The following is a 17,575-nucleotide window of genomic DNA, read 5'->3' as shown; positions in this document are numbered from 1 at the left end:
GGTCAGTCTTCTTTTGGTTGAAACTTAAAGTCAGCGGTTAGGAATTTGCGGATAAAGGGATGATCGCTCCGGCGCACTTCGGCAGGGGTGCCGACGAACAGGATCTCGCCCTCGGACATGATCGCCATGCGGTCGGCCACTCCGAACGCGAGGTCGCGGTCGTGGGTAACCACTAGGGAGGTCACGTGAATGCGTTCTTGGAGAGCCAGGATCTCCTCCCCAATGGTGATGGTCATCAGCGGATCGAGCTCGCTGGTGGGCTCATCGTAGAGGATGAGTTGGGGATCGATCACCAGCGCGCGGGCGATGGCCACGCGCTTTTTCATCCCTCCGGAGAGTTCCGAGGGCATCTTATTCTTGACGCCCTTGAGCCCGAGGAACTCGAGCTTCTCCGTGACAATCTTGTCGATCTCCGCCGGTTTCTTCAGCCGGTGCTCGGCGAGGTAGAGCCCGACGTTCTCGGCGACGGTCAATGAACTCAGCAGTGCTCCCGATTGAAACACCATCGCGAGCCGGTAGCGCTGCGCGACATCCGTATGGAGGATGGACTGGTTTTCCAGCAAAATCTCCCCCTCGTCCGGAGTTTCCAGGCCGATGATATGCTTGAGCAGGACGCTTTTGCCGCTGCCGCTGGGGCCCATGATCACGAAGATCTCGCCGCGTTCCACGCTGAGGTCGATGCCTTTGAGCACCGGCTGCTCGTGGTAGCTCTTCCGGAGCCCGCGAACGCTCACATTGATGCTATGAGTGGCCGGCTCAGTCATAGTCGAAAGTGATCAGGAAGCGGGTGAGGTAGTAATCCGCGATCAGAATCATCACGATGGAGTTGACCACGGCCTTGGTCACGGAGCGGCCGATGCCCCGCGGGCCGCCGATGGTGGTGAGTCCCTGGTGGCAGGAGACCGTGCCGATCATAAAAGCGAACACGAGGCTCTTGACCAACCCATTCATGATGTCCTTGAAGTCGACGACATCCTTGAGGTTTCCGAGGAAGGTCTGAAAAGTGATGCCAATCTGGTGGTTGACCACGGAGACGAACGCGCCGCCAAACCAGCCCACCAGCATGGAGAAGAGCACCAGCAGAGGCAGGGCGATGCAGATGGCCACCATCCGGGGCAGCACCAGGTAGTGAATCGGATTGATGTTCATGGTGCGCAGCGCATCGATCTCCTGGTAGACCTGCATCGAACCGATCTCCGCCGCCATGGCCGAGCCGATTCGGCCGGCGATCAAGACGGCCATCATGACCGGGCTCAGTTCTTTGGCCAGGGAGATCCCCACCAAACCGCCCAAGGCCGACGCCAACCCACGCTCGGCCAGAACGGGCCCGCTTTGCAGCGCCACGACCCCGCCAATGAACAGCGAAATCACGCACGCCATGAGCAGGCTGCAGTTGCCGATCTCAAAGAGCTGTTCGAGAATCTTACGCCTCTGGCGGAACGAGTTGGGCAGGGCGGCGATGGTCCGGCCCAGCATCAGGATGATTTCGCCTATGTTCTGAAACATGTGTCGATCAAGGGGCTGGGGGCGTTGACGGTTGGCCGGAGCCCGCATCCGGCTTCGAGGCCGACTGGACCGCGGTTCCGGATTTTCCTATCGGGCAGTAAAATAGCTTCATTCGCTTACCATCAGCGCCGGTCTGATACTGGAAGAGACCGAACAGGAGCGAGCATTTTTTGCGGGTCGGGGTGGTTTCCCGACGGTACAGGTTCCACAGCAAGGACTCGCTCCGCGCTCCGGTTTTAGGGTTGGATTCCGATCGCCAGAGAGACCACACGGGCGAGTAATCTCTCTCGATGCTCTTGCTGGTCGGGAGCAAGGGTTCCAGGAGGGCCAGAGCCTGAAACCGTTGGCGGCCCTGAAAGTCGCGTCGGTAGGTAAAGAGCGGCCAGGCGTTCATGCGATGCAACTCCTCGCCCGTATCCACGTTCCGCTCGCGCAAGTCCGAAAACGCATAGATAAGGAAACGATGGTGATCCCGCGCAAACGGAGGGGCATCGACGTGGCTGCCGCGATAGAATGGCCAGAGGTAGAAGCTGGTACGGAGGGTGGGTGATTGCGATCGACTGAACAACGGCCAAACCCGGTCGGTATGCTTGCCCTCCCCGCGGGCGAAGACGACGAAAGGCCAGGGGGCATCCCATTCTCGATAGCCCTTCTCGCGGTCGATAGTCCGCCGGAAACCAATCGGCCAGGGAAACGCCCAGGAATCGCGCATTGGGGACCTTTCCGAGCTAAACAGTGGGGCCAGCACCAGGCTCCGGAGTTCATTGGTGGTGCCGATCCGTTCGCGCTCCTTGAGAAAAAAGGGCCAGGCGAAGAAGAACTTTTCGTGGCCGGGAATCTCCTCCAGTTCGTCCCACATGTTGGTTCGTTGGGTGACCGGCTTGTGCTCACTGCCGACCAGCGGCCAGGCCTGCCATCCGCGCACCCCCGCACCTTGCCGCCAATGGAAGAAGGGATACAGGTAGTTGTCCGTCACTACGCCGCGCTTCTTGCTCTGCACATAGAGGGGAAGCATCACAAAATGAACCTCATCCCGGAAGAAGCGGTTCTTGAACGTGCCGTAAAACGGGAAGTAGGCGGTGTAGTTGTTGGTTGGGTCCTTGGAACGCTGTTGGAAGTAGAACGGGAAGAGATTGAAGCGTCGCTTGTCCGAGCCCTCCATCGTTTGGTTTCCTGAAAAGTTCAACCACTGGAACAGCTGCCATCGGGTCTCGCTGCCAAACCGGTCGTAGGTCAGAACCGGGTACAAAATGTCCAGTTCGGCCGACTCGGTGCCGGCGTCCTCGGTCCAAGTCACGAACGGCGGGATACCCCAACCACTGGTCTCTCCCTTGCGCTCCTCAAAATACAAGGGCCCCAACCACTCCTCCCGCTCCCCCACGTCCAGCGTCAGGGAGAAGCGGTCAAAAGCCGGTCCAACGTCCGGACCATCATCAAGCCCCGATGCCGTTACAAGATGCGAGATCGGTATGAATGTAAGTAATGCAAAGACAAGTATTTGTGCCAAGTGCCTGAACATGAAAGAGTCGCCCAGACGAGGCCGGAAGGCCGCCCGGGAGTTTCTGGAATCCCCGATAAGCATAAAGGGGATCCGAATGGGATTAAACCCATCCATTTGAATAAGGCAATTGACTTTCAAGGGCATTCCAATAACTTATTTGCACGATTGAGGTTTTATCCTCGGTTCCTCCCGACCCAGTGTTGACTGTGCATTGTCACACTGGGTTTTTTCTTATCGACCAGCCCATCCGCTCGAGCAGATTGAGCAGTGCCGGGAGGAACGTCAGTCCCGCCAGCATACAAGTCGCGACCCCGATGGACATGATGGTTCCCAAGCTCTCGATTCCTCGGTGTTTTGCGAGGATCAGGCTTCCGAAGCCGGCAATGGTGGTGAGTCCGGACACCAGCACGGCCTTACCGGTGCTTCGCGCCAAGATGCTTGGATTATTCTCTTCTGCATAGCGATTTAGTATGTGGATGCCGTTGGTGACCCCGATACCCACCAGGAGGGGCAGAGTCATGACATTGGCTGGGTTGAAGGGAATCCCGTAGTATCCCATCAATCCACCCATCCAAATCGCTCCCAAGAAAACGGGGACGAGCGCCAATAAGAGACAGCTGATCCGACGAAAATGGATCAGCACCAGCACCGAGATGGCGGCGAGGGAGTAGTACGCCGCCTCAACGAAGCTGTCCTTCAACAGGGTCGTGTACTCCAGGAGCTGCACCGGTGTCCCGGTGACCGTGGGCAGTACCCCACGCAGCTCGGCCACGAATTCTTCCTGGGCGGCCCGCTCCCAGATGTTCTTTTTGGGATACACCTGCAGCAGGTATTTGCCGGTGACGCCCACAAAGCGCTCCCGGATTTCCTGGGGGATGTCTTGCTCGCTGAGATTTGGCTGGGTCGATTGCTGCTTCAGCAGGCCCAGCATGTGGTGCACGTCATTCAACAGCGCCTGCTGGTATCTGGCCAGGCGCTCGGCCACCCAGGTTTTTTCTCCTGCCCGCATTTCGTTCAGCAGATCTCCGATCTCGCTGCGGAGGACTTTCAGTGTTTGGTGGAGATCCGGCTTTTCCTTCACGGTCAGGTCCATGGCCAGGGTGAGATAGCCATGGAGGGCGAACAGCGTTTGGTTGAGAGCCATGAGATCCACCGGACGCGCGTCGGCGGGTGAAAACTGGATCGGGGCCAGCAGTCGCTTCACGCGCTGGATCAGCGGAATCTTGGGCTCGGTGCTTTCCGCCAGCATGGGCACGAGGGAGTCCACCGAGCCGACGCTCGGCAGTTTCTCAATCTCCTGCTGGAGACGCAGGGCCTCGGCGCGATCATCGGCGACGACCGCCCCATAGAGCACGGATCGGGTGGAGGATTGAATCAGCTTGTCCTGATAGACCACTGCGGCCAGGCCCTCGCTCTGCATGTTCAGGAGGTTGTAATCAAACCGGACGCGCTGGAGCGACTGCCAGGACCAGGCCGTGATGGCGGCCACGAGCAGCGTCACGGGGATGGGATGACGAAGCCAGAGCTGTTCTAGTTTTGCGCGACGATCCACTCCCGCGGCCTCCTCCTTCTGCAGGACCTCGCCTTTCTCCTGATCGATCTGATTCTGCGTCCCGCGCAGCAGCAGGACGGGCAGCAGCGTCATCATGGGAATCAGGCTCACGATCATGCCTCCACCGCAGATGATTCCCATCTCACGGATGCCTTGAAAATTGGTGAACGCCATGGCGAAGAAGGCGCCTGCGGTGGTCAGCGCCCCGGTGAAAATTCCGACGCCCGTATTCACGATGGCCTTCTCGATCGCTTCCCGTTCGCTTTTCCCCTTCCGCAGCTCCTCCTCATAGCGAGTGATGAGATGCACGCCGAAGTCGATCGCCAGCCCGATCAGGATCGGGAAGAAGGTGATGGTCAGAATATTCAGGTGACCCACTGCGAGGGTGGTGAAGCCGATGCTGTAGGCCAGTCCCACCAGGAGGCAGAGATTGGCTTTGAGCGGCCGTCCCGTCTCATGATAGCCATAGATGAAGATCAAGGCGACGGCGATGAGAGCGACAATGGTAGCCAGAGTGCTGTCATCTTGCGACTGGCGCATTTCGTCCACCTCCAGCACCGGTTCCCCGGTGAGCCCGACGTTCAGGCCCGGAACTTCGATTTGGGTCCGGGCGATGAGCTGTCGCATTTTGTTGATGGCCTTCCCGGTCATCTCGTCCGATTTGGCCTTGGCGACCAGCAGGAAGATATGGCCATCGGCCATGGTGATGTACATCTTCTTCTGCGCGTCACTGCCTCCGTCGAAGAGCGCCGTCACCCCTGGGGAAGGTGGAGTGCCTACCCGGCGCAAGCTGTCGGTGGCCAGCGCCACAATCCGGCTCAATGCCGGGATGGCTTGGACCAGTTTTTCCCCCTGTTCCTCGTTGTCGCGTTTCGCGGTTCTGAACTGTCGGTTGACCTCGGCAAAGAGGGCCACCAAGTTGGTGGCTTGGGCGAATTGTTGGATCGAGGGGGCAAACGCTTCCAGCTGATCGCCCAACGATATAAGGTCATTGGTGGGAGCGAAGAGCAACGCTTTCGTCCCCATCATAGTTAGGTCGTGGCGATAGAAGATGCCGGTGACGAGATTCGTCTCCGCCTCCAGATAGGCTCCGAGTCGTTCGACGAACTGGCGGTTTTTTTCGAGATTCTCACTCTCCACCACCACGACCAGATCGTCCTGAACCGGAAACTCGCGGCGAAACTTGCGGAACAGCTCGTGGTAGGCCTTGTCGGATCCGACCAGGGAGTCACGGCTGGTGTTGAATTCCAGATTCTCGTAGGTGTACCACAGGCACAGGGCGGTGAGCAGAAGCTGTGGATAGAGGAACGCCTTTCGATGCGAGTAAATCGCATCGGAAAGCCATTGAAGGCAGCGCGTGCTGACGGGTGAAGGAGATTCAGGCATTCGCTGGCTTAGGTGAGCCGGGCGGCGTGGGTCTTACCGAAGGCCCCCGATCGGGAGGTCGGGCCTGCGGGGTGCAGGGCAGGGAATCCCTTGGAATCTTCAATCGGAAAATTCGGCATTCGAGTAGACTTCCTTCACGTCGTCGTGGTCCTCAATGACCTCGATCAGTCGGTTTACTGCCGCTTTCGCGGCGTCGTCGGCCAGCGGCACAGTGATCTCCGGAAGGGAGGTCACCTCGGCGACTTCGCATTTAATTCCTTGGGCGTCGATTTGTTTATGGACCGCCTCGAAATGCCCTGGATCCGTGATAATCTCATACCCGTGTTCGTCGGTCTTGAAATCCTGGGCTCCGGCTTCCAGGGCGAGTTCCATCAGACGGTCCTCAGCGATGGATTCCTTGGCGACGACGATCTGGCCTTTGCGATGAAACAGGCGGCTTACTGCGCCCGCGGTGGCAATGGAACCGCCATTCTTGCTCAGCAGGCTGCGGATCTCCGCGGCGGTCCGGTTCCGGTTGTCGGTGCTCAGTTCCACGAGCATCGCTACCCCGTGTGGGCCGTAAACCTCGTAGGTGAGGTCCTCATAGACCACCGTCTCGCCTGCCCCGGTGGCTTTTTTGATGGCTCGGTCTATATTGTCGTTGGGCATATTGGCCCCACGGCATTTGAGCAGGACCATGCGCAATCGCGGGTTCATTCCGGGATCGGCGCCTCCCAATTTGGTGGCGATGGTTATCTCTTTGCCGAGTTTAGCGAAGATTTTGCCTCGTTTGGCGTCGATGCCGCCTTTGAAGTGCTTAACCTTCGCCCATCTACTATGTCCTGCCATATCGGTCGTTTACGGTCCGGTCGTTTCCAGTCGTTTGCCTATCTCTCAAACGTGCGTCTTAATATCAACGTGCAGCTAGCCGGGCGGGACCGGTCGTCGCTCATGGGACAGACCGGTTCCATTCGGATTACACTAGCAAAGGGCCATACCTACATGGCCCCAAGGCAAGGTCAAGCGCGGAAGGACGCATATTTTAAGGTGACCATGCCGAACAGTCCTTGGTAGCGTCTAAACCATCAAACCTAATGCTATGAACCCATTGGGATCTAACCCAGCGGAGGCAGGCGCCTCCAGTTCGCCTGGATCGGCGAACGAAGTTGTTGTCGCGGTGCGCGGACTGACCAAGGTCTTTAGTGACTTTTGGGGCCGGCCCAAGGCCCGGGCCGTCGACAATGTGGACTTCGAGATCCGTCGCGGAGAAATCTTCGGCCTGCTGGGCCCCAATGGCTCGGGCAAGTCGACCACGGTCAAGATGCTGCTCGGGCTGTTGAATCCGACCAAGGGTCATATTGAGATCTTTGGTCATTCTCCCCGCCATGTGGCGACCAAGTCCAAGATCGGTTACCTCCCGGAGGAATCCTACCTATACCGGTTCCTCAACTCGAAGGAGACGTTGGATTTCTTCGGTCAGCTCTTTCAGATCGAGGCTAAGGAGCGGGCGCGCCGTTCCGACCAATTGCTCGAAATGGTCGGCCTGAGCCAGGCGAATACCCGCGCGGTAGGGGAGTTCTCCAAGGGCATGCAGCGACGCATCGGGCTGGCCCAGGCGCTGATCAACGATCCTGACCTGATCATTCTGGATGAACCCACCGCCGGACTGGATCCGATCGGATGTCGCGAGGTCAAGGATGTCATCGTCGCGTTGGCCCGCCGTGGCAAGACCGTGATCCTGACCAGCCACTTGCTCGCGGATGTTGAAGATGTCTGTGACCGGGTGGTGATCTACTACGGGGGGCGCATTCAAGCCATGGGTCCGCTCCACGATCTCCTCGCTCGGCCGGATTCCTTGCGCATCACGACTCCGGTGCTCTCACGGCCGACCCTGGATCGTGTGCTGGAGATCATTCGCAGCGAGGCGGCGGCGGACAAAGTGAAGGTCGACAATCCCACCCAGAATTTGGAGAGCTATTTTCTGGATGTGGTGGAACGGGCGCGTCAGTCCGCGTCGGCCACTTCCGGGGCGACGTCCGGAAACCGCGTGGCAGCCTATCTTCGCGGGGATGAGGCGTCGGGGGGAGCCTCCTCGAACAAGGTCCTGGAACGGCTGGTGGCGGCGAGTCCCGCGACGGCCGCCGATCCGGCGTCCCCCTCGCTGGCCCCGGCCGCTCCGGTGCCCAACGAAAAACTATCCGCCTTGGTCAAAGGTGCTCCCAAGACTTCCCCGTCAACAGCCTCCGTTTCCCCGACCGAGGCTGAGGCGGCTGCTCCGGCTCCCTCGGCCGCGTCGGCCCCGAGTCCGGAATCGGTGGCGCAAGCCAACGAGAAGTTGGCCAACCTGCTGCGCAAGCCCAAGTCCTAGCCGCGCATGAAACCATTGTTAGCCATCGCTCGCCTTACCTGGAAGTCAGCCTTTCGGTTCAAGCTGTTCTGGGTGCTCGCCGTCCTCTTGCTCGGCGCGGTGGTGGGTTTGCCGCTCATCTTGAAGGACGACGGCACGGCGCGGGGATTTGTGCAGATCCTGCTGACCTACACCCTGAGTGTGACCAGCTTTCTGCTCGGGTTGGCGACGGTGTGGCTGGCCTGCGGGAGCCTGGCTCGGGATGTCGATGAGTGCCAGATCCAGATGGTGGCGGTGAAGCCGGTTGGCCGCTGGCAGATCTGGCTGGGCAAATGGCTCGGAATCCTGGCCTTGAACACCGCGCTTCTGGGAGTGGCCGGCTTGGCTACCTACAGCCTCCTCCATTGGCGAGCCTCGAGACTCCATCCGATTCAACAGGAGATCCTTCGTCAGGAAGTGATGGTGGCCAGGGCGGGGTTCAAACCCGAACCTTTGAATCTGGAAGAGGAGATTCGGACGCGTTTCAACCAGGTGCCCAATGTGGCCACGATGCAGCCGGAGGACCGGGCGCAAACCTGGCAGACGATTGCCGAGCAGGTCTACGCCGGCGCCCAGATTGTTCCTCCGCGCTCCACGCGCGTCTGGCGATTCGATCTCGGACTGCCAGCCACGCAGCTAGGGGATCAGCCTCTGTTCGTTCGGGTCAAGTTTTACGCCGCCTCCACCAACGATGCCGGTTTGTACGGCGGGGTTTGGCAATTCAGCACCCCGGGGTCCACCGAGCGGGGCGATCTACCGCCGATGCGCCTTGCCTCGGATTCCTTTCAGGAGTTTCGGATTCCCAGCAATCTGGTGGACTCGCAAGGGCGGCTCCTGGTCTTTTTTCAAAGCCGGGAGGATGTAACCCTGCTGTTTCCTCTGGATGAAGGCATCGAGATCCTCTATCGCGACGGGAGCTTTGGTTTCAATTTCTTCCGCGGCCTGGGCATTCTGCTCGCTTGGCTGGCGCTCCTCGCTGCCTTGGGGCTCGCTGCCGCCAGCATCACCTCGTTTCCGGTGGCCGCCTTTTGCTCGTTGAGCGTGCTGGTCGTCATCATGTCCAGCGGGACGTTGGCGGATTCGGTCAGCAACCAGACGGTGATCGGCGGTCGACCCGACGAGTTTCAAACTGTCCGTCCGGTCCTGGACGCCTTGTTCTTGCCTCTCTTCAAGGGTATTCTGGCGGTGGTGAAGTTGATTGATGTGGCCTCGCCCGTGGATTTGCTCAGCACGGGTCGCAGCGTGACCTGGATCCTGCTGGCTTCGGCATGGCTGCAGATCGTGGTGGTGGCCGGCGGATTCTTCGCCGTGCTGGGGATCTGGCTGTTGAATCGGCGCGAGTTGGCTACGGCGCAATCGGCTCACTAGCCGCGTGGAAATGTTATGCATCGGATCTACAAGCAAGTCCTGACGGTGGTGGCGGTGCTGCTGCTGGCTTTGTCCGGTTTGTTGCAGCGATCGCTGGATGTTCAGCGGCTCGATCCCGTGATGGGGTTGAAGCAGGCCGCCATCCTGGAAAATGCCCCTCCGCTGCTTGCGTTCACCAGCGTGGCTCTGGGGAGTTTTCGTGGTCTGATTGCGAATGCGCTGTGGATCCGAGCGACTCAGCTTCAGGAGCAGAGCAAGTTCTTCGAGATGGTTCAGCTGTCGGACTGGATTACCAAGCTCGAGCCCCGGATTCCCCAGGTTTGGTCGCACATGGCCTGGAACATGGCCTACAACATTTCGGTTCGGTTCACGTCCCCCACCGACCGTTGGCGCTGGGTCATGCGGGCAGTGGAGCTGCTGCGGGACGAAGGGCTTCGTTACAATCCCACGGAGGCCGACGTCTACCGCGAGCTGGGCTGGTTTTTTCAGCACAAGATCGGCTACTTCCTGGACGAGGCGCATCTTTACTACAAAGGAGCCTGGTATGCGGAGATGAACACCGCCTTGGGCGGTGCCGCGACCAATATCACGATGCTGGTCAATCCGGACTCGGATGAGTTGAAACAGCGCGCGGAATCGCTCTACAAGCGGTACAAGCTCGATCCCGCCCTCATGGCTGAGGTCGAATCCAAGTATGGTCGGATGGAGTGGCGGCTCCCTGATCCCCACGCCATCTACTGGGGATATCTGGGTTTGAAAAACTGCACGGAGAACCCTGGAAACCGTGAAACCTTGGTGACGCTTCGCCGGCTCATCTATCAGTCCCTTCACTCTCTGGTTCTCCGGGGCCGGATCATCAACTTCACGAAGGATGGACGACCTCAAACCGCTCCGGATCTCGATCTGATCCCAGTAGCCAACCAGGGCTATCTCGAGATGATCAAGGAGGAGAAAACCGTGCGGGTTACCGGCATCGATGTCGCCTATCGAAATTTTCTTCGCGAAGTGGTCTACCAGCTGTATGTGAACAATCGCAACGCGGAAGCGGAGCAATGGTTTCAGCAGCTGAGGCAGCGTTTTCCCGACTTCACCGAGGAGCAAACCGAGATGGAGCCCTATGCGCTGATCCGCCTTAAGGAGATCATCGACGATGGGAACGTTCAGCGGATCAAGCCCATCATTCTGGGATTCCTCAAGAGCGCGTTCTCGCAGATGTCGATTTTGAAGATGAATGAGGCGCTGCGCTACGAGACGCTGGCGCGGGTGATCTACGAGGACTTCCAGAAGCGTTTTGGCTACACGGAGCGCGTTCGCCTGCAGGACTTCGAGGAGTTGCGCAAGGAGGCATTGCGCGAACTGTTGGATCCCGAGACCGGGTTGTATCCGGAGCTGCAAGCTCGCCTCAAGACCCGCCTAGGAATCGAGTCCGTCACGAACTTGGTGAACCAGTTCAAGGTTCCGGACACCAACATGATTTACGGGGTGACTAACCGCGTCATCGGCTTGAGCATTGACAAGGCACCGAGTGGTCCGCCGCCAGTTTCCGTCCCTCCTAAGCCGTAAGAGATGCGGGTGGAGGGCACCCGAGTTGAAACGGTTTTGGGCTGGTAGGGAGAGACTCTGTCGAGCCCATGAATGCTCGGCGTTCGAAAGGGTGGAAGGAGCCGCGGCGAGGAGCGCATCAGGGCCATCAACGTCGAAAGTTCCCTCCCCGGGGTGCGCCCTCAACCTAAAACGGAGAATGGATGGCCCGCGAAACACGCCAACCACGCGAAACCGAACGAAGTTGCCATAGCCGGACTGCCTCTCCCAAAAAGGGGACCTATGGTCCGATTGAGTTTAGAGTTCTGATCTCGTCGAGCCCCTCACTAGAACTAGGGCCTAACCAAGGTCGAATCCAACGGTATCCCCTAGTTTACGGGATTGTTGGATCCGAGCGAACTGGCAGGCTCATGCGAGGATGTCTCACATGACACGAGTGAATCGTAATAGGAGCGGATCGGCCCACCAGCAGCGCTTGAGCGGTCGTTCCTTACGGACCTCGAGGCGTTGGCTGCTCTCCCTTCTATTGCTACTGCCGGGCCTATTCCCTGTCGGCGCCGCCGAACTTCTGGCGGCGCCATCCATACTGACAACGTTTCTCTACGATGCTGATGGCCAGCGGGTGGGGAAGCGAGTTGTCGAGTGGGACGAGGTCGAGCAGCGATGGCGAACGAATTTCACCCGCTTCCTGATCGATCCGCAGCATCCAAGTGGTTATGCGCAGCGAGTGGCAGAGCGAGGGGAAGACGGGGAAGGGGATCGTAGCTACCTGCATGGGCTGCATCCGATCGCGGAAGCGGCGATGGATCGAGTGAGCTATGCGTTGGTAGACGGGCATCACTCGGTGCGTGGGCACGTGAAGGATGGGGGGACGTTGGCGGACCTCCGCGGCTATGATGCCTTCGGCAGCCCCTTGGTCGCACTAATGGAGCCAACGCGAACGGTCGCCGAGGAGGATCGAGAAGCAGCAGGTTATGCAGGCGAGTTCTATGATCCAGCCAGCGGGCTGCAGGACCTGCGCGCCCGGCAGTATGAACCTGACGTCGGCCGCTTCAGAACGATGGACTCCTACGAGGGGCAGCGGGAACTGCCGGCGGGGCTGCATAAATACAGCTATGCTCTAGCCGATCCTGTCAACAACACGGATCCCAGTGGGTACGACCCCAGCCTCACGATTTCAGGTCAGGTCTCTATTCAGACGATCTACCAAAACTCCCAGGCGCTTGGTGGAGGAACCTTGGCAACATTCGCGCACTCTGTCAGGGGATCGCTCCTTTACCGAATTGGAACCTATGCGGTTTTGGGAACTACAATCGGCGGAAACATTGCGCTCGTTACGGATGCTGTGTTGGAAACCCAGCCACGGTTTCTGAATTTTAAGCGGGCACCCTCACTCGAGGAGGATGGCGAACCGCCGGGTGATCTCACGGTTCATCGAATGGGAGGGAAATCAAACATGGGATTAACATCAGCTGAAGACGCTCTGAATCCGCCAGGTTTTTCGGTGTTGATTGGTGGCAGTCCGCAGGAAGCAGCCTTTCAGTTTAGGACGGCTTTTCCCTTTCCTCGGACTATTGCATTGTCAAAGACCGTGGGTAGCGCAAAAATTTCGAGCGTCAGAGCAGCTGGATTCGACGTGGTCGCGAAACCAGGCACACTGGCGAATCACGGACGCTTGTATCATCAAAGTCGAATGGCGACTCCGTTCCAGAATTCGGCTTGGCAACGAGTGTTGTCAGATGTCTTCACCGACCACGCTGTTCCATGATTCCTGGTGCGACTATGAAAACCCGAGGTGCAGTGGTGGATGACGCCGGAGCCATTTGGTTCCGGTTTACAGACGCCCGTGACTCGTATGGGGCGGTTGTCGCCCGTTGCGAACTGGTCGATATGCCATCTGCGGCTAGGTTGGTGTTTGAGGAGCATGAGCGGCGAGTCGCTCGGCAGGAGCTTTGCTTCTTGGAGAAACTTAAGAACACGATTCGAGGATTTGGTCTCCGGGTAGTCTGGGAGGGCGAGCGCCAAGGAGTGGAAGCGCTGGACGTTCAGCTTTTTGAAGGGGAGGTGTCTTTTCGTTTGCCTCCGATCACGTCGGAGCCAGCATGGTGATCGGCTGCCTCTAAGCCTTGGGATGCCGATAAGGCCAACATTTTCTGGGTGACTGCCTACCTGCTTGAGGAACTGATCGGATGGACGAAAAAGACAAATTCCACGAAATGCTGATCGGATGGATTGATGTCAATCGAGCCACCGCAGCCGTTCGACGTGCCGCTCACGTCACGGCAACCAACGAGATCGTTCCCTGGACCTGTAGGGACAGGAAAGTGAAGCTCGCGTGGAAAAACTGACCACGCCTGATAATTTGCGCGGTCTTGAACAATGGCTTGAGGCGACTTCGAGCGAGAAGTCTCGTGTTTGGATAGAGCAAGCTATAGCAGAGTGCAAGCGGCGCGCGAGCGAAGGACCCGGTTGACGCGAGTCAATCTCCGAGGTCTGGAAACAATGAGCTCGAGCCGAACGATGGTTGTTTTTGGATTCATGATCGATTTTGGGAGCAATCGCAGTGGGGCATCCCACTTCGCTGAGATCTTCCGCCAGCAAGAGTGGGCTCTCTTGAATGGGGTCGTCTTGGAGTTCGCGGATTGCGTGGAGATCGGCACGCACTCAGCGAATGACTCCTCATGCTGCTACGTGCGGCCCCCGGGGATGAGCCTGCCATGCGCCAACTGGCGCTTGGAACGGATGGAGTGTCGAGTGGAGGTTCTTCGTCGTTTCTATGATTTTCTGACAGGTTGTCAGGGCTTCCGATTTGCTCAAGCTGGCTGGGAAGTCTTTGATGAGTTGTCAGTTCCTGAAATTCTCAGCGGCGAGTTCCTACATGACAAGCCGCCGCCCGGACTCGTGATCTCTCGGGAACTCTGGATACAAGCGCGAAAGCCGAAAACCTTCCTGTCATTCAGTGAGTATGCGATGTGGTGTCCGTTGGTCGCAGACAAAGACTACCTGGAAATCGCACGCGCGTTTCCTGGTGAAGGGTGAGAAAGCAGGCTGGCCGAGGAGACCCGAAAGCCCGATGTGTATAGGAGGTTAGTGAGCCGCGGCGAGCCTTAAGGAGTGGAAACGCGGAAGGGCGCGGTTAGAAGTGGGTGAGATTCAGGTCGAGCTCAGCGGCCAATTCCCCGTTGATGGTGCGGGCTTTCAGCCCTCAGCGTGTGTGGGCTGAGGGAACCTGGGGTTGTCACCCCAGGCTGGAATGGTGCTGGGCCTGTGGCCCGCTGACCCTAACACCACGAGTGAATGTCTAGGCTGGGTTTGGTATTGGGTCGAAGGCCCTTTAGGCTTAAGCACCAACGGTGCGTCCCATCACAGCCTGGGGTGACAAACCCCAGGTAAACATCCCCCTCCCATTCAGGGCTGAAAGCCCGGCATAAGGCCGCTGAGTCCGTCGCGGCTTCACTACCTTTCTCACGCACTTCGTCGGGTGAGTTCCTGGATCCGTTACGGAGAACCCACAGGGTTCTGAGAGCTTAGCCGGGGCGTGGAGCGCAGCGACACCCCCGGTCTGTCGGTCCCCTGTTTTACAGCACCCTGAAAGGCGTGCCACCCGTCGGCGAGTGGACCGACCAACGGATCGGGGTCCTTGAGTAGGGGTGATTCAAGCATGAGAAGCCGGTGGCATCGCTGCGCGATGCTCCGTAATTTTAATGGTTCCGGGGGTGCCAGCACCCCCGGCTAATCTTTTTGAACCCTGCGGGTTCAAGGCCCTGCCGCCAAGGTGAGAAACGCCCGTATTGGTCATCTTGTCTTGTCGCTCCTGTTCACACCTCAGGTGCCCCGGCCGCGGCTTCCCCATTTTTCTTCCATCCGTGTGATCCGAGAAATCCGTCGTCAAAGCGGTCCTACTCGTATCGGCCAGCGGTCGCTGCTCAGGGCCTCTGATAGCAAGCCATCGTATCCAGCACCGCCTTGATCCGAGGGACTTCGTGGGTGCGGAAAAGGTCGGTCTTACCCAAGGCGGCGAGCACCGCGAAGTAGGGTTCGGCGCAGCGAACTTCATCGCCGAAGAATTCGAAGGCGTGGGGCAGCGCGTTGCAGATAGGGTAGCCCAACGTCCGAAGCCGAAAGGCGTTCAGAAAGATGTTCATCTGGTGGCGCACCCGAGCCGCGCTATCTCCCAGGTTCCGGTAGTAAAAGCCCAGCCCCGGGTCGATAAACAGTTTCCGCACGCCTTGCTGGACCGCCAGTTCGATCTGCCGGGCGAAGAACTCATGCAACGCCCCGATGGGATCCTTGCCGAGTTCAAGATCGGTCACCTCGCGGACGTGGGCGCCCTGGACAAAGCAAATGATAACCGCCGCGTCGTGGTCGGCGACCATGCGATACATCTCCGCGCTCTGCCGCACGCCGGTCAGATTGAGGATCTTGGCTCCTGCGTCCAGGCAAGCCTTGGTGACCTCGGGAAGATAGGTTTCTACCGACACAATCAGCCCCTCGTTCGCGAGTGTCCTGACCACCGGCAGCAGCTTGGAGTTCTGAAGCCCTTCATCCGCCCTGGTGGCGTGCGCTAGGGTTGATTCGGCACCGAGGTCCACGATCTGTGCGCCCTGGGCTTGGAGCACTCGACCGCGTTGGATGGCAGCCTCGGCGGTCAAACAGACACTCTCTCGATACCAGGAGTCGGCGGACAGATTGATCACTCCCATCACCGCTGGCTGGCGATTGAACGCAAAGTGAGTCTGGCCAAGAGAAAATTCCGCGACCTTCGCCCGGAGGGCGTCGGGATAGTCTGTTGCTAGTTGGGCGAGTGTCTCAAGGGACAGCATGGGGAGGACTGTAGCGAGAACTTCGCGAAGCGAAAGGTTTCAGATTCGGTGCGCAACGATCTTGCCTTGGCTGGTAGCTTGTTGTGGAATAGCAATTTCTTAGTTCTGATATTGGTAAGATTTTTGAGAGGTTAAGCCAGTTCAAGTTCCCCACTCCGTCCGGTCCTGAGCAGCTGTAGACTCATGAAGGAATGCTGCACGTGATGAAGATTATTCGATTAGCTACTATGGTGGCGTTCTTGCATATACTCGTGGGTTGGCTCGCATTTCTTGCGGTCGTAATCGTCCCCAATTCCTATGGGTTTGGCTTGGTATTCCCTTTTGAGTTGCTCTATCCGGTCATGCAAATTGTTGGGCCATCACTAGGATTAATAGGCATTTACTTCTTCGCCAAATCCCTGAGAGGCCAGAGACCGCCTGATCTGCTATTCACAACCAGTTCTGTGGGCGTGTTGGTGGGTCATTTAGCGTTGTGGCTGCGCAATTCGCTCTAGTCGTGTCATGGGCTGAGTTGCGGTCAGATCCAGCGATTGACAATTGGTTGACTGCCTTCTGTCGGATCGTGCCTCGAGGTAGGGCTTTCGAGCAATCTGGCGATGACGAAGGGTTTCGCCCTACCTTAACCGCGATGACGGGAGTGAGGCGAGGCTCGCCTGCCATCTACGCCATCAGGAGGAGGGGAAAAGGACGGATGGATTTGCTTCGGGACTGCGGGATTTTCTTTCTTTGTTTCCATCCCAATGACCAACTCGCCGAACGTACGTTCGCCCGGCTGGTCGTGGTGGTGTCGGGAGCGGCTCTCGGCCACGACCGTGGCGGATGAAACGGATTTAGCCGGTGACCTCCTATGGATGGAGATCCGGTCTCACCCAACACCCCCCTCTCGCGACCAATCTGCTCAACGTACGTTGCGCCGATTGGTCGTTGAATGCTACAAGTCGGGGAGAGGAGTTTTCATTCCAAAAAGTCACAAGTAATTTGAGTATATTGCTTTAGGAAGATTATATGGGTTTCTCGGTCCTTGATTGAACGACCAACTCGCCGAACGTACGTTCGCCCGGTTTGTCGTGGTGGTGTCGGGAGCGGCTTTCGACCGCGACCGGTGGCGGATGAAACGGATTTGGCGAGCGACCTCCCATGGATGGAGATTTAATATCGACCAATGCCCCCACGCCCACGACCAATCGGCGCAACGTACGTTCACTCAGTTGGTCGTGCTGCGTTCGGGGAGCGGTTTTCCAACACGCACGTGAGCGAGGGAATAGGGGGGCATTTATACAGCTTTCACGATCGTCACTAGGATCCTTCCCCTGGGCTGCCTCTCGTCAGCGGCAATTCCATTGCTGGGGGGACTGTGTGTCCGCAGGGGGATCAGGAGTCTGATCTCCCTTTTCAGTCCAGGCTGGTCAAAGAGCGGTTCGGCCAGGCATTCTAAGTCTATGCCGAACACGGTCATAGAACGCACGATCCAGGTGAGCTATCGCCACCAGATCCATTTTGCGCGCGGGGTGTTTCAGCGTCGCAATAGCGTG

The 17,575-nt window shown here is 58.4% G+C and carries 12 protein-coding genes; 6 read left to right on the top strand and 6 right to left on the bottom strand.

Annotated features, from left to right (window positions below):
* Nucleotides 1-2: 2 nt before the first annotated feature.
* The 5 genes from JNN07_13050 to JNN07_13030 all read right to left on the bottom strand — a co-directional run bounded on the left by JNN07_13050 (nucleotide 3) and on the right by JNN07_13030 (nucleotide 6,773).
* Nucleotides 3-764, bottom strand: a complete 762-nt coding sequence (locus JNN07_13050) for an ATP-binding cassette domain-containing protein (protein ID MBL9168664.1) — start codon at nucleotides 762-764, stop codon at nucleotides 3-5.
* The gene (locus tag JNN07_13045; GenBank protein MBL9168663.1) at nucleotides 757-1,506 is read right to left on the bottom strand and encodes an ABC transporter permease; all 750 of its coding nucleotides are present in this window, start codon (nucleotides 1,504-1,506) and stop codon (nucleotides 757-759) included. Before JNN07_13045 ends, JNN07_13050 begins: the two co-directional genes overlap by 8 nt.
* A 7-nt stretch (nucleotides 1,507-1,513) precedes the next feature.
* A complete protein-coding gene (locus JNN07_13040; GenBank protein MBL9168662.1) occupies nucleotides 1,514-3,013 on the bottom strand; it encodes a hypothetical protein in 1,500 nt (499 codons plus the stop codon).
* 208 nt (nucleotides 3,014-3,221) lie between these two features.
* Entirely contained in the window at nucleotides 3,222-5,945 is a 2,724-nt protein-coding gene (locus JNN07_13035) for an MMPL family transporter (protein MBL9168661.1), read from the bottom strand.
* 99 nt (nucleotides 5,946-6,044) lie between these two features.
* Complete coding sequence (locus tag JNN07_13030; GenBank protein MBL9168660.1) at nucleotides 6,045-6,773, bottom strand: YebC/PmpR family DNA-binding transcriptional regulator; 729 nt, start codon at nucleotides 6,771-6,773, stop codon at nucleotides 6,045-6,047.
* Nucleotides 6,774-7,023: 250 nt separating this feature from the next.
* Here JNN07_13030 and JNN07_13025 point away from each other — a divergent pair, with 250 nt between their 5' ends.
* The 6 genes from JNN07_13025 (at nucleotide 7,024) to JNN07_13000 (ending at nucleotide 14,259) form a co-directional block, all read left to right on the top strand.
* On the top strand, nucleotides 7,024-8,292 hold the full coding sequence (locus JNN07_13025; GenBank protein MBL9168659.1) for an ATP-binding cassette domain-containing protein: 1,269 nt from the start codon (nucleotides 7,024-7,026) through the stop codon (nucleotides 8,290-8,292).
* A 6-nt stretch (nucleotides 8,293-8,298) separates the two neighbouring features.
* A complete protein-coding gene (locus JNN07_13020; GenBank protein ID MBL9168658.1) occupies nucleotides 8,299-9,678 on the top strand; it encodes an ABC transporter permease in 1,380 nt (459 codons plus the stop codon).
* A 15-nt stretch (nucleotides 9,679-9,693) separates the two neighbouring features.
* Nucleotides 9,694-11,241, top strand: a complete 1,548-nt coding sequence (locus JNN07_13015) for a hypothetical protein (GenBank protein MBL9168657.1) — start codon at nucleotides 9,694-9,696, stop codon at nucleotides 11,239-11,241.
* Between the two features lie 415 nt (nucleotides 11,242-11,656).
* Nucleotides 11,657-12,988: an RHS repeat-associated core domain-containing protein gene (locus JNN07_13010; protein MBL9168656.1), complete on the top strand. Its 1,332-nt coding sequence runs from the start codon at nucleotides 11,657-11,659 to the stop codon at nucleotides 12,986-12,988.
* A 14-nt stretch (nucleotides 12,989-13,002) separates the two neighbouring features.
* Complete coding sequence (locus JNN07_13005; protein ID MBL9168655.1) at nucleotides 13,003-13,329, top strand: hypothetical protein; 327 nt, start codon at nucleotides 13,003-13,005, stop codon at nucleotides 13,327-13,329.
* Between the two features lie 393 nt (nucleotides 13,330-13,722).
* Nucleotides 13,723-14,259, top strand: a complete 537-nt coding sequence (locus JNN07_13000) for a hypothetical protein (protein MBL9168654.1) — start codon at nucleotides 13,723-13,725, stop codon at nucleotides 14,257-14,259.
* An 887-nt stretch (nucleotides 14,260-15,146) separates the two neighbouring features.
* Here JNN07_13000 and JNN07_12995 read toward each other — a convergent pair.
* A complete protein-coding gene (locus JNN07_12995; GenBank protein ID MBL9168653.1) occupies nucleotides 15,147-16,043 on the bottom strand; it encodes a dihydropteroate synthase in 897 nt (298 codons plus the stop codon).
* Between the last annotated feature and the right edge of the window lie 1,532 nt (nucleotides 16,044-17,575).

It is taken from the genome of Verrucomicrobiales bacterium, assembly GCA_016793885.1.
Lineage (GTDB): Bacteria > Verrucomicrobiota > Verrucomicrobiia > Limisphaerales > UBA11320 > UBA11320.
The sequence above is the reverse complement of the archived record's forward strand: the minus strand, read 5'-3'. Positions and strand labels throughout refer to the sequence as shown.